Source organism: Prochlorococcus sp. MIT 1327 (genome assembly GCF_047304785.1).
Classification (GTDB): Bacteria; Cyanobacteriota; Cyanobacteriia; order PCC-6307; family Cyanobiaceae; genus Prochlorococcus; species Prochlorococcus marinus_D.
Map to the genome: position 1 here is coordinate 59,331 of NZ_CP138972.1, position 15,362 is coordinate 74,692.

Sequence of the window (15,362 nt, forward strand, 5' to 3'; positions counted from 1 at the left end):
CAGTAGATGAGCACCAGGTATCAACGTGCCTCGCGATGCATCCAGCTGATCCAATCAGCTGAAATTTGCTTCGGGCACACCGCCTCACACTCCAAATTGCTGCTACAGCTACCAAAACCCTCCTCGAGCATGCGCTCTTGCAGCGTCTTCGCCCGGCGCTTGCTCTCAGGTTGCCCCTGAGGCAACTGACCTAAATGGGCCAGTTTGGCCGCCACAAACAAACTTGCTGAGGCATTACGACAACTAGCCACACATGCACCACAACCGATGCAAGTAGCCGTCTCAAAGGCAGAGGAAGCTTGATCCTTCCCTATCAACATGTCATTGCCATCCGGAGCCTGGCCCGTATTCACCGAGCAATAGCCACCAGCTGCAATCAACCGATCAAAAGCCCCACGATCCACCACTAGATCTTGAATAAGAGGAAAAGCTCGTGCCCGCCATGGCTCCAGCGTCAATGTGTCGCCATCAGCGAACTGGCGCAGATAGAGCTGACAAACAGTGGTGCCGGTCTGAGGCCCATGGGCCTGACCATTCACAAGAAAGCCACAGCTACCACAAATACCCTCGCGACAGTCGTGATCGAAAAACACCGGGCGCTTGGCTTGAGCAATCAGCTGTTCATTGAGACGATCAAGAGCCTCCAATAGCGACATATCGACAGAAATCTGCTCAAGCCGGTAGACATGGAAAGCACCGGAACTGTTGCTTGACGCCTGACGCCAAATACGCAGCGTGAGCGAAAGTTTACGACTCATCGATAACGACGTTCACTGGGCTTCAAGCTCGTGAAGTTGAGCGGCTCAGCATGGCGAATCGGCTCGGCCCGCCCACGATCTTCCCAAGCAGCAATGTGGGCAAAATTCTCATCATCACGTCGAGCTTCACCTTGTTCTGTCTGATGCTCTTCACGGAAGTGGGCTCCACAAGACTCCTCTCTCGCCAAGGCATCGCGCAACATCAACTTGGCCATGCCAAAGAAATCAGCAACCCTCAACCCCTTCTCGAGTTCAGGGTTAGGTCCCTGAACTTCTCCAGGGATGCTTACCTCAGCATAAAAACGCTGCTCCAGCAATGCCACATCTGCCAACCCAGCACGCAGCCCTTCTGCATCACGGCTGATACCGCAGCGATCAATCATCACAGCTCCAAGCTCACGATGAAAAGAATCAACCGACCGTTGACCCGCCCCCTTGAGCAAAAGCTCAATCCGCCCACTGGCCCGCGCCAAAGCTTCGCGGCAAGCCAAATGATCAGCAGCAACATGCGTGGTGGTATTGCCTGCTAACCAAGCAGTGACGGTCGCCGGCGCAATGAAGTAGCCATCAGCCAAAGCTTGCATCAAAGCACTAGCACCGAGACGATTAGCACCATGCTCAGAGAAGTTGGCCTCACCAAGCACAAACAATCCCGGGATCGAACTCATCAGGTGGTAATCAACCCAAAGACCACCCATCGTGTAATGAGGGGCGGGAGAGATGCGCATTGGTGTCAGCAACGGATCCTCACCTGTAATTCGCTCATACATCTCTAAAAGGTTGCCGTATCGCTCCACAATCACCTCTCGCCCCTGACTCGAGATCGCATCGCTCAGGTCGAGATAAAAGGCTTGGCCACCAGGGCCCACACCATGCCCCGCCTTACAGAGCTCCCTGGCACGGCGTGAAGCTACATCTCTGGGCACCATGTTGCCGTAGGCCGGATACTGACGCTCAAGGAAGTAATCCCGCTGGGTCTCAGGAATCTCAACAGCTGAACGCTGATCTCCAGACTGTAATGGCAGCCAAACACGGCCATCATTGCGCAAGCTCTCACTCATCAAGGTTCGCTTGCTCTGATAAAGATCAACACTTGGAATGCAGGTTGGGTGGATCTGGGTGAAGCAAGGGTTCGCGAATAAAGCTCCCTGACGATGCGCCCGCCAAACGGCGCTTGCATTCGATTTAAGTGCATTTGTCGAAAGAAAGTAGACGTTGCTATATCCACCACTCGCTAGCAACACAGCCTGAGCGGTATGCACCTCCAATTCACCACTGAACAGGTCACGGCAAACCACCCCTCGGGCCACACCATCCACCTTGATGAGCTCCAAAACATCGCGACGACAAAACAACTCCACCTGACCAAGAGCCACCTGACGCATCAACGCCTGATAAGCGCCGCAGAGCAATTGCTGACCAGTCTGACCGCGAGCATAAAAGGTGCGACTGACCGAAGCCCCTCCCATCCTTCTGGTCGAAAGTGTTCCGTCGTACTCACGCGCAAAGGGAACCCCCTGAGCAACGCACTGGTCGATGATCGCGCTACTGATCTCAGCCAAACGCTGGCAACCTGCCTCACGCGCACGGAAGTCACCGCCACGAAGGGTATCGGCAAAGAGGCGGCTGACGCTGTCACCATCCACAAGAAGAGGGCGAGCGGCATTGATCCCTCCCTGGGCGGCCACTGAGTGTGCCCGTCGGGGACTGTCGTGAAAGCTGATCACACGCACTGAATAACCCTGCTCGGCCAAGGTTGCCGCCGCCGAAGCCCCAGCCAACCCCGTACCGACCACCAACAACTGAAGTTCCCGTTTGCGCGATGGGCTGATTAATGGCAGCGATCCTTGCGTGCGGTTCCATGCATCGGCGATCGTGCCTAATGGGAGACGAGGATCAGGCAAACCATTCATCACTAACCCATCTGCAACGCTGAGGCAGAGACCAACAACGCCACCACGCTGAAGCCGCCGCCCACAAGCAACGCCAGAACGCGGAAGACGTGCCGAATGCGAAAACCATTAGCTGGAGCAAGTAATCCCAAACTGCGATGAGCGGCCTCACCACCGTGGAACACATGCAAACTGATGGCCAGAGCGGCCAATAGATAGAGAGCCACGTTTGCAGGCTGAGACAACAAATCCCGCAGCACTATCAGCTCCTCGCCAGCAGGTGGCCTTGGCCAGCGCAGCTGCAAGAGATGCACCACCAGAAAGCCAAGCAGGATCAAACCACCAATCGCCTGGCTACGTGCTGCTAAAACAGCAAGGAGATCACCTCGGCGGCTAACAAGAGCAGCACGATTACCAGTTCGTCGATTAACAATCAGCTTCGCCAAGCTCAGGGCCAAGTGAATGAAAGCTGCAGCTAAAAAGGCAAATTCTGCAAACGGCAACCAAGCAGACTGATGCAAGGCCGCTGCATAAATCTCAAAGCTCGCAGGTGCAAAAGGCGCCATCACAACTCCACCCAAATGGAGCATCAGGAAAAGCACCAACAGCAACCCTGTAGCAGCACTCCAGACCCTAAGCAAATCCGCCCCCATAAATGCGGAGCACAAATGTCAAATAACCCTAAACAAACTCATGGGTCAGAGAATAGGAGTACCTACCTATCGTTAATCACGGGTGAACCTTCGCCAGAGCAAGCAGATGCAAGGAAGGTTATCGTCCGCGAAAAAGCAAGTTCTGATGGCATCTAGCTCCACCACCTTTGCCCTGCTAGGGGCCGTCTTGATGGTGACGAGCTGCAGCCATAAGGCTACTCAAAAATTCATAACGGTTGTGGCAACCCGAATCACCTCAACCAATTTTGCGCCAATGGTCAGTGCCGTCAGCATGCTGGAGTCGACCAAAAACGTGGCCTTAAAACCACAGACCGACGGCACAGTGATCAAAATCCTCGCCAAGGATGGGCAACGCGTTAAAGCTGGTCAAACCATCCTGGTGCTCGACAACGAGCAACAAAGTGCTGCCCTGGACTCCGCCCAATCCGAAGCAAAGAAAGACCAGCTCAATGCTGAGCGTTATGAGTTCCTCTACCAGCAGGGTGCAACATCAGCCAAGACTCGCGACAAATATGCAGTGCAGGCAATCCAGTCGCGAGATCAGGCAAAAGCCAATGCAGCCAGCCTCGGCTACAAATTCGTACGCGCACCAATCAATGGCCTAATCGGCAATCTGGACAAGGTGAAACTTGGCGACTACGTGCAGAAAGGACAAACCATTACAGGCATCGTTGACGATTCGATGCTATGGACAATGATGCAGATCCCAGCAACGCAAGCCAACCAGGTGCGACTGGGGCAAACGGTGATGGTTGCATCCCAAACCACACCACCTTTAACAGGGCAGGGCTCCGTTGTCTTTATCTCGCCCTATTACGAGCTGAATGGAACAAATAAGTCTCCAAACACACTCATGGTGAAAGCAGCCTTTCCCAACCTCACGGGTAAGTTAAAAACTGGACAATTTGTCAAAAGTCAGATAATAACGGGCCAATTTACAAGCCTTGCTGTTCCTGTTCAAGCGGTATTTATGGAGGCCCAACAACCATTTGTCTACGTTGTTGTACCACTAAGCAAAGCACTCCCAAAAATCAAAGCATCAAGCTCATTACCCGAAGCAACCAAAAAGAAGCTCGAATCATTACCTACTAACACCCCGATTGTGTTGCAACGAGCTGTCACCCTGGGCCAACTGCAAAACAACCTCTACCCATTGAAATCAGGCCTGCAAAAAGGCGAGCAAGTTGTTTCAAGCAATACAGCACTACTGCGTAACGGCATGGCCGTGAAGATTGCGCCAGCACAAGCCACCAAGAAAGGAAGCAACTGAATAAAGCATGGCGTTCTCCGACAATTTCATCAAAAGGCCAGTTCTGACGACAGTCTGCAGCATCCTCATCGTGCTGGTAGGCATTATCGCAATCCCTTCCTTACCAATCGCAAACTTGCCAAATATAGCCAGTCCACTGATCCAAGTCACAGCAAACTATGGCGGCGGAAATTCGCTAGTCACCGAACAAGCTGTCACCAATCCGTTAGAGCAACAGATCAACGGTGTTCCTGACGTTAACTACATCTCGTCCACCAGTGACATGGAGGGGCAAAGCACAATCAATGTCTACTTCGATGAGTCAACTGATATCAATATCGACCAAGTCAATGTGCAAAACCGCGTTTCCCTGGCCATGCCCCAGCTACCGGAGCAGGTTCAGGCAACGGGTGTTTCCGTTGAACAAAGCAATCCATCCATACTGTTGGCCTACCAAGTTGGTTCAACGCAAGGTCAATTTGACGCTAATTACCTCAATGGCCTTATTTATGAGCAGCTCTATTACCCCCTTGGCAGAGTCCCAGGGGTTGCCAACGTTGCCGTGCTTGGTGGAGCCAATCCAGCCTATTGGCTATTTATCAATCCCGACAAGCTGGCAGCCAACAAACTAACTGCCAAAGACATCATCAATGCTATACAAAGCCAGAACAGCGTAGCGATTGGAGGCCTTGTAGGTGGCCCTCCTGCAACAGGAGACCAAGCCTATACATACCCAATCCTGGTTGAAAATAATGGCAATCTTGTCTCCATTGAAGACTTCAACAACCTCATCATTAGTCGCACTACAAGTGGCAATCTTTTGCTGCTAAAAGATATTGGCGAAGTGATTTATGGCTCCAATACTTTTACAACCGATGCAATCGACGTGAATGGGCACCCAGCCATGACACTGGCTGTCTACCAGACACCTGATAGCAACGCATTAGACGTTTCCAATGACGTCGTGAAAGTAATCGATCAGTTTGCTAGCGCAGCTCCACCAGGGGTAAACGTGTCGCAGATCTACAACATTGGCCAATTTATTGAATCCTCTGTTGAAGGAGTCGTTGATGCCCTTGGACTTGCAATTGTCCTTGTGCTGCTCATTCTCTTTCTTTTCCTGCAGAACTGGCGAGCAACAATCATTCCGAGCTTGGCTATCCCAATCTCTCTCATTGGCACCTTTGCCTTCCTTAAAATCTTCGATTTCTCCATTAATCAACTCACCCTGCTTGGCCTAGTCCTCGCTACCGGATTGGTGGTCGATGATGCAATTGTGGTGATCGAAGCTGTATCAAAAAACATCGAATCGGGGATGCGTCCTCGCCAGGCAGCACTGGCCTGCATGGGAGAACTATTTGGCGCCTTAGTGGCCACGGCTTTGGCCCTAATGGCCGTCTTCGTACCAGTGGCCTTCTACCCAGGTGGCATTGGCATCATCTACAAGCAATTCGCCCTAACCATTGCCTTCTCAATTGCGATCTCAGCCTTTAACGCCCTAACTTTCTCCCCAATGTTGTCAGGATTGATTCTACGTAGCGATAAGCCTCGAGAGCCCAAAGGTTGGGGCTGGATCCTCGCAGGAGTGTTAGTGGGATTGGCCTTTGGTCGCTTCACAGCAACTGCTTTCGGCAGCTGGACCTACGTACTTGGTGTGGTGTTGGGTGGCATAGCTAGCAGCAACCTCCCTTTCATTTTTAGTCGTTTCAACAGTTTTTTCGATGATTTACAAAAGCGTTATGCGCAACTGATCAAATCGTTAATCAGCAAACGCCGCTTAATCCTGGCCAGTCTCGCTGGTGGCATCCTGCTGACTGCCTTCGCCTTCACTGCCATTCCGTCTGCCTTCATCCCGGAAGAAGACCAAGGGTATGGATTGGGTTTTTACCAGCTTCAAAATGGCGCCTCACTCAGCCAAACCCAACAAACAGGACAGCAAATTGCCGAGCTGCTCAAAACCGAAAAGAACATCGATGCAGCGGCAATTGTGAGTGGCTTCGGTTTCAATGGCTCCAGCCCCGATCAGGGTGCATTCTTTTTTGGCCTTAAGCCTCTCAATGAACGCAAAGGCAACAGCAACAGTGCAGCAGCCATCGTCGATCGGCTTAACGCCAAGTTAGAGAAGCTCAGTAGTGCCATGGCGGTTTCTGCCCAACCTCCTGCTGTCCCGGGCTTCTCATCCCAGGGAGGTTTTTACTTCCAGTTCAATGATCTCAGCAACGGGTCCTACAGCTTCAACCAACTGGATGGGCTTGCCAATGATCTCATCAAAGCCGGTAAAGCGAGCAGCGAATTCTCCAGCCTTTACACCCAGTTCATTCCCAGCGCTCCGGCCTTCGGACTACAAATCGACCGAGCTGTGATGGGAGCCTTAAACGTTGACTATCAGGAGGCAATGAACACCATCGCCACCCTGGCTGGCAGCAACTATTCAGGCCTCACATACGAAAACGGTCAAGTCCGCAACATCTATGTGCAATCATCAGCCGAACAACGTAACAACATTAACGACATCCTGAGTTATTACGTGCGCAGTCGCGATGGCGAGCTTGTACAAGTCTCACAGTTCGCCTCCGCAGACCTGAGCAGTGCGCCCCCAGTCATCAGCCATTACAACCTCTACCGCACAGTGCTCATTCAGGGTGCGGAGGCCGTCGGCAAAAGTTCAGGCCAAGCCTTACAGGCCATTCAAAACCTCTTCCAAAAACAAGACTTCTCCAACATCGGCTACGCCTTCACCGGATTGGCTGCACTGCAGTTATCTGCAGGCAGCGCAAGCATCATGGTCTTCGGACTCGGACTGCTCATCGTCTATCTGGTGCTATCTGCCCAATACGAGAGCTATGTAACACCCGTCATCATTCTGATGACTGTGCCATTAGCGATGCTTGGAGCGTTGGCGTTTCTAGCGATCCGCTCGATCGACCTCAACATCTATGCCCAGGTTGGTCTGGTGACCCTCATCGGCCTGGCGGCTAAAAACGGCATCCTGATTGTGGAAGTCGCCGAACAAAATCTGAACAGCGGCATGACCCCGAGTGATGCTGTGATTGCCTCGGCCGAATCCCGCTTACGGCCAATCCTGATGACTGCTATTGCAGCCTTAGCCGGCTTCCTCCCTCTAGTGGTGGCCAATGGAGCTGGTGCCCATAGCCAACAATCACTGGGCACTGTGATTTTTGGAGGCCTAGTAGTTGCCACAGTGCTGTCTCTAGGAGTGGTACCGCCCTTTTATGTTGTGGTGAAGCATCTAGAGGAGCGCTGGTTCAGCAGCGAACCACAGATTTGACAAACGCCGAAAATCACATTTGGACTTGGCAGGATTGGCAGGTGGCTTGGAGCAGATCAGGCACTGCAGATCATGCCAATTCAGCAACGCTGCTCATCCACGGCTTTGGAGCCTGCAAGGAGCATTGGCGCCATAACCAATCGGTGTTGGCCCAAATAAGCCCCTGCTACGCCATCGATCTCCTCGGCTTTGGTGGCAGCAGCCAACCAAAGGCACGACTGCGGGGTGAAGCCCCCCATCAAGGCGATTTCTGCTACGACTTTGATGGCTGGGGAGCCCAGGTCGCCGCCTTCTGCCGTGAAGTGGTGCAGATCCCTGTGCGCATTGTGGGCAATTCAATCGGCGGCGTGATTGCGTTACGTGCCGCCCAGCTCCTCGAAGAGGCTTGCGAAGGTGTCGTTCTGATCAACTGCGCTCAGCGCACCTTGGATGACAAGCGATTAGACGAACAGCCCAGCCTGATGCGCTGGACTCGTCCCTGGCTGAAAAACCTGGTTCAGCAACGCTGGCTAAGCAACAGTCTCTTCCGAAACGCAGCAAACCCAATGGTGATCAAGCGAGTGCTGAAGCAGGCCTACCCCAGCGGCAACAATCTCGATCGATCCTTGGTGAGCATGCTGCAAAAACCAGCCGATAGGCCAGGTGCTGCAGAAGCCTTCCACGGTTTCATCAACATCTTCGACGACTACCTGGCGCCAGAACTGATGGCTGATCTCAACATGCCAGTGGATCTGATCTGGGGGGCAGCCGATCCATGGGAACCGTTGCAGGAAGCCCGTCGCTGGGCTGCGTTGCTGCCTTGTATCCGCTCCCTAGCAGTGGTCGATGGTGCAGGGCATTGCCCCCACGACGAAGCTCCTGAAGAGGTCAATCCACTGCTTCTCCGAATCATTCAGCAAGCCGCATAGGCCTCAACCGATTCACTCAACTGGCGCAGACCATTGAGTCCATGGCGCTCCAGATTGCGAACACGATCACGACTGATGTCGAGGATGCGGCCAATCCCGGTGAGGTTCATCGGCTCGCCTCCGTCGATTCCATAACGCATCCGCAGCACACGACCCTGCAGCTCGGGCAACTTTTCTAGCAAGGTACGTAAATCGCCTTTCATGCAATCCACTTCCACCTTCTCACTCGGTAACTCCTCTTCCCCCGCAAGCAACTCAAGCAACTCCGTTTCATCCCCATCTCCCACCTTCATCTCCAAACTCATCGGCTGACGGGCACGGCACATCAGATCCTTCACCTCCTCCTCGGGCAACTCCACAAACTCTGCAAGTTCGCTCACTGTTGGCGTGCGCCCCATCTCCTGACTTAATTCTCGCTGGCCTTTCTTGAGCTTGTTCAGCATCTCCGTGATGTGGATCGGCAGACGGATCGTCCGGCTCTTCTCCGCAATCGCACGCGTGATCCCCTGACGAATCCACCAATACGCATAGGTCGAAAACTTGTAGCCACGGGTTGGGTCGAACTTCTCTACTCCCCTCACCAAGCCGATCGTTCCCTCTTGGATCAAATCAAGCAGCTCCATATTCCGTTTGGTGTACTTCTTGGCAACACTCACCACTAAGCGCAGGTTCGCAGACACCATCCGCTCCTTCGCACGTCGTCCGCTCTGCAACTTCTTCTTGAGCTGCAACGCACTCAATCCAGCTGCCTTCGCTAGCTCTTGACGACTCGCTGGCTCACCTTTTTTAGCTTCCAGTTCAGACTCAAGCTGCTCTAAAGACATCAACTCCTGCACCTGACGACCCAGCGTGATCTCCTGCTCATGGCTCAGCAGCGGCACTCGACCGATATCGCGCAGGTATGAACGCACCAGGTCGACATCTGCGGGCAACTGACGAGCAGGCACAACCGCTGATTTAACAAGGGATTTGGAGGCTGCGGAGTCGACCACGACAACTCTATTGCGTTTTGTAAAGCTTACCCTCTAAGTAGCCCAAAAGACCCTACGGGAAACCCACCTCACCAGAATGCATAGGTAGAAATACCTAGAACGCTATGCCATTTGTTTGCTGAAGCAGCCAAGCCGCTGTCCGTAAATAAATAAAGACCCCAGCCACATCAGTTGCTGTCGTAATAAAGGGAGCCGACATCAGGGCGGGATCCAGACCCATTCGATCGAACAACAAAGGCAAAGCAGCCCCAGCCGTAGCAGCCAGAGTAGTGATCGCCATCAGACTGATCCCTACTGCTGCACCCACAAGAAGACTTTCGCCCCGCCACCAAGCAAAGGGAACAACCACAAGCAACATCAACAAACCCAAAATCCCGCCTGCCATGGCCTCACGCACCACCGCCTTCATGCGACCAAGAGCCTGGATGCGCTGAGTACTAAGACCTCGAATCACCACAGTGGAACTCTGAGCGCCAACGTTGCCGCCCGTACCGATCAACAACGGGATGAACGCCGCCAACAGCACAACATGCTTCAGCACATCGTCGTTCATGGCAATCACTTGACTAGTAAAGCCATTCGCTACCACCAATACAGCCAGCCACACCACTCGACGGCGCGCAACAACCAACAAATTGCTCTGGAAATAGTCGTCTTCATCCCCCGCCTGCACAGCTCCAGCGGCATAAAGATCGCGTGTGGCCTCCTGTTCAATCACGTCAATCACGTCATCGACGGTGACGATCCCTACCAATCGCTGTTCTCGATCCACAACTGGGACAGCCAAAAAATCGTATCTCTGAATCGCTCGGGCCACCTCCTCTTGATCTGTGTCGGTGCGCACATTCACCACATCGCGGGTCATCACATCCCCGATGCGTGCCTCCGGCTCAGCAGTCACGAGATCTCGCAATGAAAGGATCCCGGTCAGGTGGCGCTCACCATCAGTCACATAGAGGCTATAAATCGTCTCCGTGTCAGGAGCTCGACGCCTCACGATCGTGAGAGCCTGAGCTGCACTGTGAAATTCCTTGAGGTCAATAAACTCGGTCGTCATCAAGCGACCAGCAGTTTCAGGCTCGTAACCAAGCAACTGAGCAGTGACCCGTCGCTCTGCTGGGCTCAGTTCTGCCAGCAATCGTCGCACCACCTTGGCAGGCAGCTCATCAAACAATTGCACCCGGTCATCGGGGGACATCTCCTCCACCAACTCGAGCACCTCACCAGAGCGAAGGCGTTCCAGCAGACTCTGCTGAACAGCAGGCTCTAGGTATTCGTAAACCTCAATGGCCTCGTCCTTGCTGAGCAAGCGGAAGGCCAGAGCCTGAAGGGTACGAGGCAAAATGCCAATGGCTTCAGCGATGTCAACCGGTTGCACCGGATGAAGCAGCATCTTCACGGCGTCATAATTGCCTGCTGACAACAGCGCTTGCAGCTGCTGGGCCACCAAGTCGACCAGGTCAGAGCCGCTGACGACGGCCGCCTCCGGACTGGTTGCCCCCGTTGCCTCGTTCATCGGCCAACCGTCAAGGCGACCACACTGTATGGCGAATGGTCCTCGCTAAGGTCTTGAAGACAAAACCAAATGTCCATGGCCATCAACATCAGCCAGATTGTGGTTCGCACTCCAGAGGGTGCTGAGAAGTCCCTCAGCGAATACAGCGGCACGGTGCTGTTAATCGTGAATGTGGCCAGCCGATGTGGATTTACCAAGCAATACAAAGGCCTGCAGGCGCTGCAAGACACATACGGCCCTCAGGGACTAAAGGTGCTGGGCTTTCCTTGCAACGACTTTGGCGCCCAGGAGCCCGGCACCCTCGAGGAGATCAAGAGCTTCTGTTCCACCACCTACGGCGCCAGCTTCGAATTGTTTGACAAGGTGCACGCCATGGGCAAAACCACCGAGCCCTACACCACCCTCAATCAAACTGAACCAGCAGGAGATGTGGCCTGGAACTTCGAAAAGTTTCTTGTGGGTAAGGACGGCACCGTGCTCAAACGTTTCAAGAGCGGCGTGGAACCTGAGAGCACTGAGCTCAAAACAGCTATCGACCAAGCCCTGATGGCCTGAACTGCCGACCAATCAAAAAACCAAGGGCTGCAACACCAAGACCTAAGCCCATGGTTAGACCAATCAATCCCAGCGCTGACAACCAAGCACCCTGAGAGATCAGGGTGCTGCATTCCACCATCCAGCTGCTGAAAGTGGTGAGAGAACCACAGAAACCCACCCCCAGCAACAACTGACGGCTTGGACGGAACGGCAAACCAACCACAAACCCCAAAATGGCAGCTCCAATCACATTCACCAGCAAGTCGTTCTGAACCTGCCAGCGAACCAAGGCCCCAGGCACAGCCCCAAAAGCCACCAGCCACATCTCATTCCATTGATTGGGCAAGGGTTGCGTCGTATTAGCCATTAGCCAGCCCAACCCCTGCAGCTACAGCCAAGAGACCTCCCAAGATCGAGCCCACAGCAAGCACTAGGGCCTCACTCCAGCGATGCTCTCGCAAGGTATTAAGCACCTCTACCGTAAAAGTCGAAAAGGTGCTGAGAGATCCGAAGAAGCCCACACCAAGCAACAAGATCAAAGGCGATGCTCCACTTGCTGGTGAATATTTGGCCTGCAAGGCCAAGACCAAGCCAAGAGCGAAAGCAGCAACCATGTTCACCGTAAAAGTGCCCCAGTGCTTCCTCGGCACCATCGGAGCAAGGTGGTTCACCAATCTGAGGCGCAACCAAGCTCCTGGCACAGCGCCTATGGCTACCAGTGAAGCCTGCCATCCGGGCAACACCAGATCAGACATTAAGCCAGCCACGCCTAACAACCCCGGCCAAGCACTCCCCGCTACCCGAGGCGATCTGTACTTGCAGCCAGTCCTTACCATCGTCGCCATGCCAGCGACGGAGCACATTCAAGGGGGTGCCAACGGCCAGTCTTCGCAAGCTGGGAGCCACAGCCAGAGGGCTAACTCGCAATTCACAGCTTGTCCCAGCAAACAAAGGTTCTGAGCTATCAGAACGACGAATTTCTGGCTGGCGACGCTCACCCCCACCAGCAGGCAAGGCTGCAGGAGCTAGCAAGGCCACCCCTAAGACCCACCCCCAACGGAGCACAACACCCATCAGATATCTAAAGCTGCCATATCGAGCTCAGCGCTGTGGGTTTCAATGAACTCCCGGCGGGGAGCAACCTTGTCGCCCATCAAAATTGTGAAAATACGATCAGCCTCTAATGCATCTTGAACCTCCACCCGCTTCATCATCCGGGCAGAAGGGTCCATGGTGGTCTCCCACAACTGCTTTGGCATCATTTCGCCGAGACCCTTAAAGCGCTGAATGGTGTAGTTGGCCTTCTCAGGGAAGCCTGAAAGTGTCGTCTGTAAATCAGCCTCGTTGTAGCAATAGGTATGGTTCTTACCTCGCTCAACCTTATAAAGAGGAGGGCACGCAATATAGATATAACCACCTTCAACTAATTCTTTCTGGTAGCGGTAGAAAAATGTAAGTATCAGCGTACGAATATGAGCACCATCAACATCAGCATCAGTCATGATCACCACACGGTGATATCTAAGATTTTTTGAATCAAATTCTTCTCCTTTGATACCTAATCCAAGCGCAGTAATCAGCGCCTGGATCTCCGTATTTTTATATATTTTAGCATCATCTGTTTTCTCAATATTTAGGATCTTGCCGCGCAAGGGAAGAATTGCTTGAAAGCGACGATCTCGGCCCTGCTTTGCAGAACCACCAGCAGAGTCGCCCTCCACGATGTAAATCTCTGATTCCGAGGGGTCCCTAGAACTGCAATCAGCCAGTTTTCCTGGCAACGTAGAACTCTCAAGTACGCTTTTGCGGCGCACTAACTCTCGAGCACGACGTGCAGCTTCAGCTGCATTGAATGCCTGAATGGCCTTCTCAAGAATAAGATCAATCACCGCAGGATTAAATTCCAAGTACTGACTCAATGCTTCACCCACCAAGCTGTCGACAATGCCGCGGACTTCGGTATTGCCCAACTTGGTTTTTGTCTGCCCTTCGAATTCTGGATCGGGCACCTTTACAGAAAGAACAGCCGTCAGTCCTTCACGAATATTCTCTCCAGCCAGATTAGAATCGGCTTCCTTGCGTTTGCCCCGCTTACGGGCAAACGTATTGAGAGTACGGGTAAGGACTGTCTTCAGCCCCTCAATATGAGTACCCCCATCTACAGTGCGAATATTATTAGCAAATCCGAGAATGCTGTCTGAATAAGCATCAACACACCATTGCAGTGCTGCTTCAACCTGCACATTATCCTTTTCGGAATTCACATAAATAATTTCGGGATGAAGAGCGTCCTTTTCCTCGTTCATATAGGTGACATATTCTTTGATACCGCCCTCATAAAAATAGACCTCCTCATGAGGAGCCCCTTCCGCATCTAAAACAGCCTGACGCTCATCGCGGAAAACAATCCGCACCCCACCATTGAGATAAGCCAGTTCACGCAAACGAGCAGACAGGGTGGCGTAATCGAAAACAATGCCAACAGTAAATATCTCTTCGTCCGGCTTAAAACAAACGCTCGTGCCAGTGCGCCCTTTCTCTGAAGCAGGCTGGGCTTCGGAACGAAGACTACCTATCGCAGTCCCACGTTCAAAGCGCTGACGATGCACCTGTGCTTGACGCCGCACCGTCACTTCCACCCATTCACTCAGGGCATTGACGACAGATACACCAACTCCGTGCAAGCCGCCAGAGACTTTGTAACCGCCACTGCCGAACTTACCGCCAGCATGAAGCACTGTGAGCACCGTTTCCAAGGCACTCTTGCCTGTCCGGGGGTGAACGTCGGTAGGAATGCCACGGCCGTTGTCAGATATTGATGCGGAACCATCTGGTCCAAGCACCACGAGAATCTCATCACAGTGCCCGGCCAATGCCTCATCAACAGAGTTGTCGACAACCTCAAAGACAAGGTGATGCAATCCCCTTGGCCCAGTGGAGCCGATGTACATCCCTGGACGCTTCCTAACCGGCTCCAGCCCTTCCAGCACCTGAATTTGTTCGGCGCCATAGGCAGCCTGGACCTTGGAGTCTTCGCTCATTCAATAAATCCGCAGCCAGGAAGGGTTGTTCTAAGAGGCCTCATCGGCGAGAAACCTCGTCCTGGCAAGATAATTTTACCACTGGCGCAAGAGGCTTGCAGGGGCCTTCTGAGAAACCATTCCCATCAAACGGAGAGACCCCTCCTATCGCTGGCATGCCACTCCTCAGGACTTCTAAGGCCCAAACCAAGGCCCCAGCCAAACCCTTGGTAATCGTGCTAGCTGGGCCCACCGCAAGCGGCAAAAGATCGTGAACTCAATACTTTTTCTAGTGAGCGAAAGGCCGATTGCACCCGTTTACAGATTCATAGATGACGGCAAATTCAAATTCGAACAGTCAGAGAAAGCCAAAGAAGCCTAGACGCGCTACAAAATTGACCATCAAGATTCCAAAAGGAGGTCCCCCTCAAGCTCTTCGCTGCTTCAAAGCTGGAGACGTGCTCATCGAGCACTACGGCCAGGGAGCTGGCAAAGAGCTGTCAACTGAAAAACTTGACAGGGCTACA

13 protein-coding genes and 1 pseudogene are annotated in these 15,362 nt (G+C 53.1%); 5 read left to right on the forward strand and 9 right to left on the reverse strand.

The window, feature by feature from the left end:
• Positions 1–20 precede the first annotated feature (20 nt).
• From SIB80_RS00295 to SIB80_RS00305, 3 genes are read right to left on the reverse strand one after another with little or no spacing between them, the layout of a single operon-like run.
• Positions 21–758 (reverse strand): succinate dehydrogenase/fumarate reductase iron-sulfur subunit, encoded by a 738-nt coding sequence (locus SIB80_RS00295; RefSeq protein ID WP_063419000.1) that lies wholly within the window; start codon positions 756–758, stop codon positions 21–23.
• On the reverse strand, positions 755–2,671 hold the full coding sequence (locus SIB80_RS00300; RefSeq protein ID WP_063418999.1) for a fumarate reductase/succinate dehydrogenase flavoprotein subunit: 1,917 nt from the start codon (positions 2,669–2,671) through the stop codon (positions 755–757). Before SIB80_RS00300 ends, SIB80_RS00295 begins: the two co-directional genes overlap by 4 nt.
• Positions 2,672–2,673: 2 nt before the next feature.
• Positions 2,674–3,303, reverse strand: a complete 630-nt coding sequence (locus tag SIB80_RS00305) for a hypothetical protein (protein WP_063418997.1) — start codon at positions 3,301–3,303, stop codon at positions 2,674–2,676.
• A gap of 145 nt (positions 3,304–3,448) precedes the next feature.
• Here SIB80_RS00305 and SIB80_RS00310 point away from each other — a divergent pair, with 145 nt between their 5' ends.
• The 3 genes from SIB80_RS00310 to SIB80_RS00320 are packed head-to-tail and all read left to right on the forward strand — an operon-like array spanning position 3,449 to position 8,770.
• A complete protein-coding gene (locus SIB80_RS00310; protein ID WP_236065934.1) occupies positions 3,449–4,594 on the forward strand; it encodes an efflux RND transporter periplasmic adaptor subunit in 1,146 nt (381 codons plus the stop codon).
• 7 nt (positions 4,595–4,601) lie between these two features.
• Positions 4,602–7,862 carry an efflux RND transporter permease subunit gene (locus SIB80_RS00315; RefSeq protein ID WP_063418993.1) on the forward strand — a complete coding sequence of 1,087 codons (3,261 nt, stop codon included), beginning with the start codon at positions 4,602–4,604 and terminating at the stop codon, positions 7,860–7,862.
• The gene (locus tag SIB80_RS00320; protein ID WP_063418992.1) at positions 7,859–8,770 is read left to right on the forward strand and encodes an alpha/beta fold hydrolase; all 912 of its coding nucleotides are present in this window, start codon (positions 7,859–7,861) and stop codon (positions 8,768–8,770) included. The genes SIB80_RS00315 and SIB80_RS00320 overlap by 4 nt, the downstream gene beginning before the upstream one ends.
• On the opposite strand, the gene SIB80_RS00325 is transcribed toward SIB80_RS00320, so the two are convergent.
• Both SIB80_RS00325 and mgtE read right to left on the reverse strand, forming a co-directional pair.
• Positions 8,755–9,762 carry an RpoD/SigA family RNA polymerase sigma factor gene (locus SIB80_RS00325; RefSeq protein WP_413352164.1) on the reverse strand — a complete coding sequence of 336 codons (1,008 nt, stop codon included), beginning with the start codon at positions 9,760–9,762 and terminating at the stop codon, positions 8,755–8,757. The genes SIB80_RS00320 and SIB80_RS00325 overlap by 16 nt on opposite strands.
• Before the next feature lie 94 nt (positions 9,763–9,856).
• Positions 9,857–11,278 (reverse strand): magnesium transporter, encoded by a 1,422-nt coding sequence (gene mgtE / locus SIB80_RS00330; protein ID WP_063419389.1) that lies wholly within the window; start codon positions 11,276–11,278, stop codon positions 9,857–9,859.
• A 75-nt stretch (positions 11,279–11,353) separates the two neighbouring features.
• Between mgtE and SIB80_RS00335 the strand changes: the two genes are divergently transcribed.
• Positions 11,354–11,833, forward strand: coding sequence for a glutathione peroxidase (locus SIB80_RS00335; RefSeq protein ID WP_063416093.1), 480 nt, complete (start codon positions 11,354–11,356; stop codon positions 11,831–11,833).
• On the opposite strand, the gene SIB80_RS00340 is transcribed toward SIB80_RS00335, so the two are convergent.
• Genes SIB80_RS00340 through gyrB form a run of 4 tightly spaced genes read right to left on the reverse strand, consistent with a single transcriptional unit; the run spans position 11,808 to position 14,856 of the window.
• Positions 11,808–12,182: a fluoride efflux transporter FluC gene (locus SIB80_RS00340; protein ID WP_063419388.1), complete on the reverse strand. Its 375-nt coding sequence runs from the start codon at positions 12,180–12,182 to the stop codon at positions 11,808–11,810. The two genes, SIB80_RS00335 and SIB80_RS00340, sit on opposite strands and share 26 nt — an antisense overlap.
• Complete coding sequence (locus tag SIB80_RS00345; RefSeq protein WP_063419387.1) at positions 12,175–12,570, reverse strand: fluoride efflux transporter FluC; 396 nt, start codon at positions 12,568–12,570, stop codon at positions 12,175–12,177. The genes SIB80_RS00340 and SIB80_RS00345 overlap by 8 nt, the downstream gene beginning before the upstream one ends.
• Positions 12,563–12,889: a hypothetical protein gene (locus SIB80_RS00350; protein ID WP_063419386.1), complete on the reverse strand. Its 327-nt coding sequence runs from the start codon at positions 12,887–12,889 to the stop codon at positions 12,563–12,565. The genes SIB80_RS00345 and SIB80_RS00350 overlap by 8 nt, the downstream gene beginning before the upstream one ends.
• Positions 12,889–14,856, reverse strand: a complete 1,968-nt coding sequence (gene gyrB, locus SIB80_RS00355; protein WP_063419385.1) for a DNA topoisomerase (ATP-hydrolyzing) subunit B — start codon at positions 14,854–14,856, stop codon at positions 12,889–12,891. Before gyrB ends, SIB80_RS00350 begins: the two co-directional genes overlap by 1 nt.
• A 240-nt stretch (positions 14,857–15,096) precedes the next feature.
• Here gyrB and SIB80_RS00360 point away from each other — a divergent pair.
• A pseudogene (locus tag SIB80_RS00360) lies at positions 15,097–15,214 on the forward strand (translation initiation factor IF-3); the annotation flags it as partial.
• Between the last annotated feature and the right edge of the window lie 148 nt (positions 15,215–15,362).

Coding starts and splice junctions, on each gene's coding strand:
- SIB80_RS00300 (WP_063418999.1), bottom strand. CDS start 2,671: ATGAATGGTTTGCCTGATCCTCGTCTCCCATTAGGCACGATCGCCGAT.
- SIB80_RS00340 (WP_063419388.1), bottom strand. CDS start 12,182: ATGGCTAATACGACGCAACCCTTGCCCAATCAATGGAATGAGATGTGG.
- SIB80_RS00345 (WP_063419387.1), bottom strand. CDS start 12,570: ATGTCTGATCTGGTGTTGCCCGGATGGCAGGCTTCACTGGTAGCCATA.
- mgtE (WP_063419389.1), bottom strand. CDS start 11,278: ATGAACGAGGCAACGGGGGCAACCAGTCCGGAGGCGGCCGTCGTCAGC.
- SIB80_RS00305 (WP_063418997.1), bottom strand. CDS start 3,303: ATGGGGGCGGATTTGCTTAGGGTCTGGAGTGCTGCTACAGGGTTGCTG.
- SIB80_RS00335 (WP_063416093.1), top strand. CDS start 11,354: ATGGCCATCAACATCAGCCAGATTGTGGTTCGCACTCCAGAGGGTGCT.
- SIB80_RS00350 (WP_063419386.1), bottom strand. CDS start 12,889: ATGGGTGTTGTGCTCCGTTGGGGGTGGGTCTTAGGGGTGGCCTTGCTA.
- gyrB (WP_063419385.1), bottom strand. CDS start 14,856: ATGAGCGAAGACTCCAAGGTCCAGGCTGCCTATGGCGCCGAACAAATT.
- SIB80_RS00295 (WP_063419000.1), bottom strand. CDS start 758: ATGAGTCGTAAACTTTCGCTCACGCTGCGTATTTGGCGTCAGGCGTCA.
- SIB80_RS00310 (WP_236065934.1), top strand. CDS start 3,449: ATGGCATCTAGCTCCACCACCTTTGCCCTGCTAGGGGCCGTCTTGATG.
- SIB80_RS00315 (WP_063418993.1), top strand. CDS start 4,602: ATGGCGTTCTCCGACAATTTCATCAAAAGGCCAGTTCTGACGACAGTC.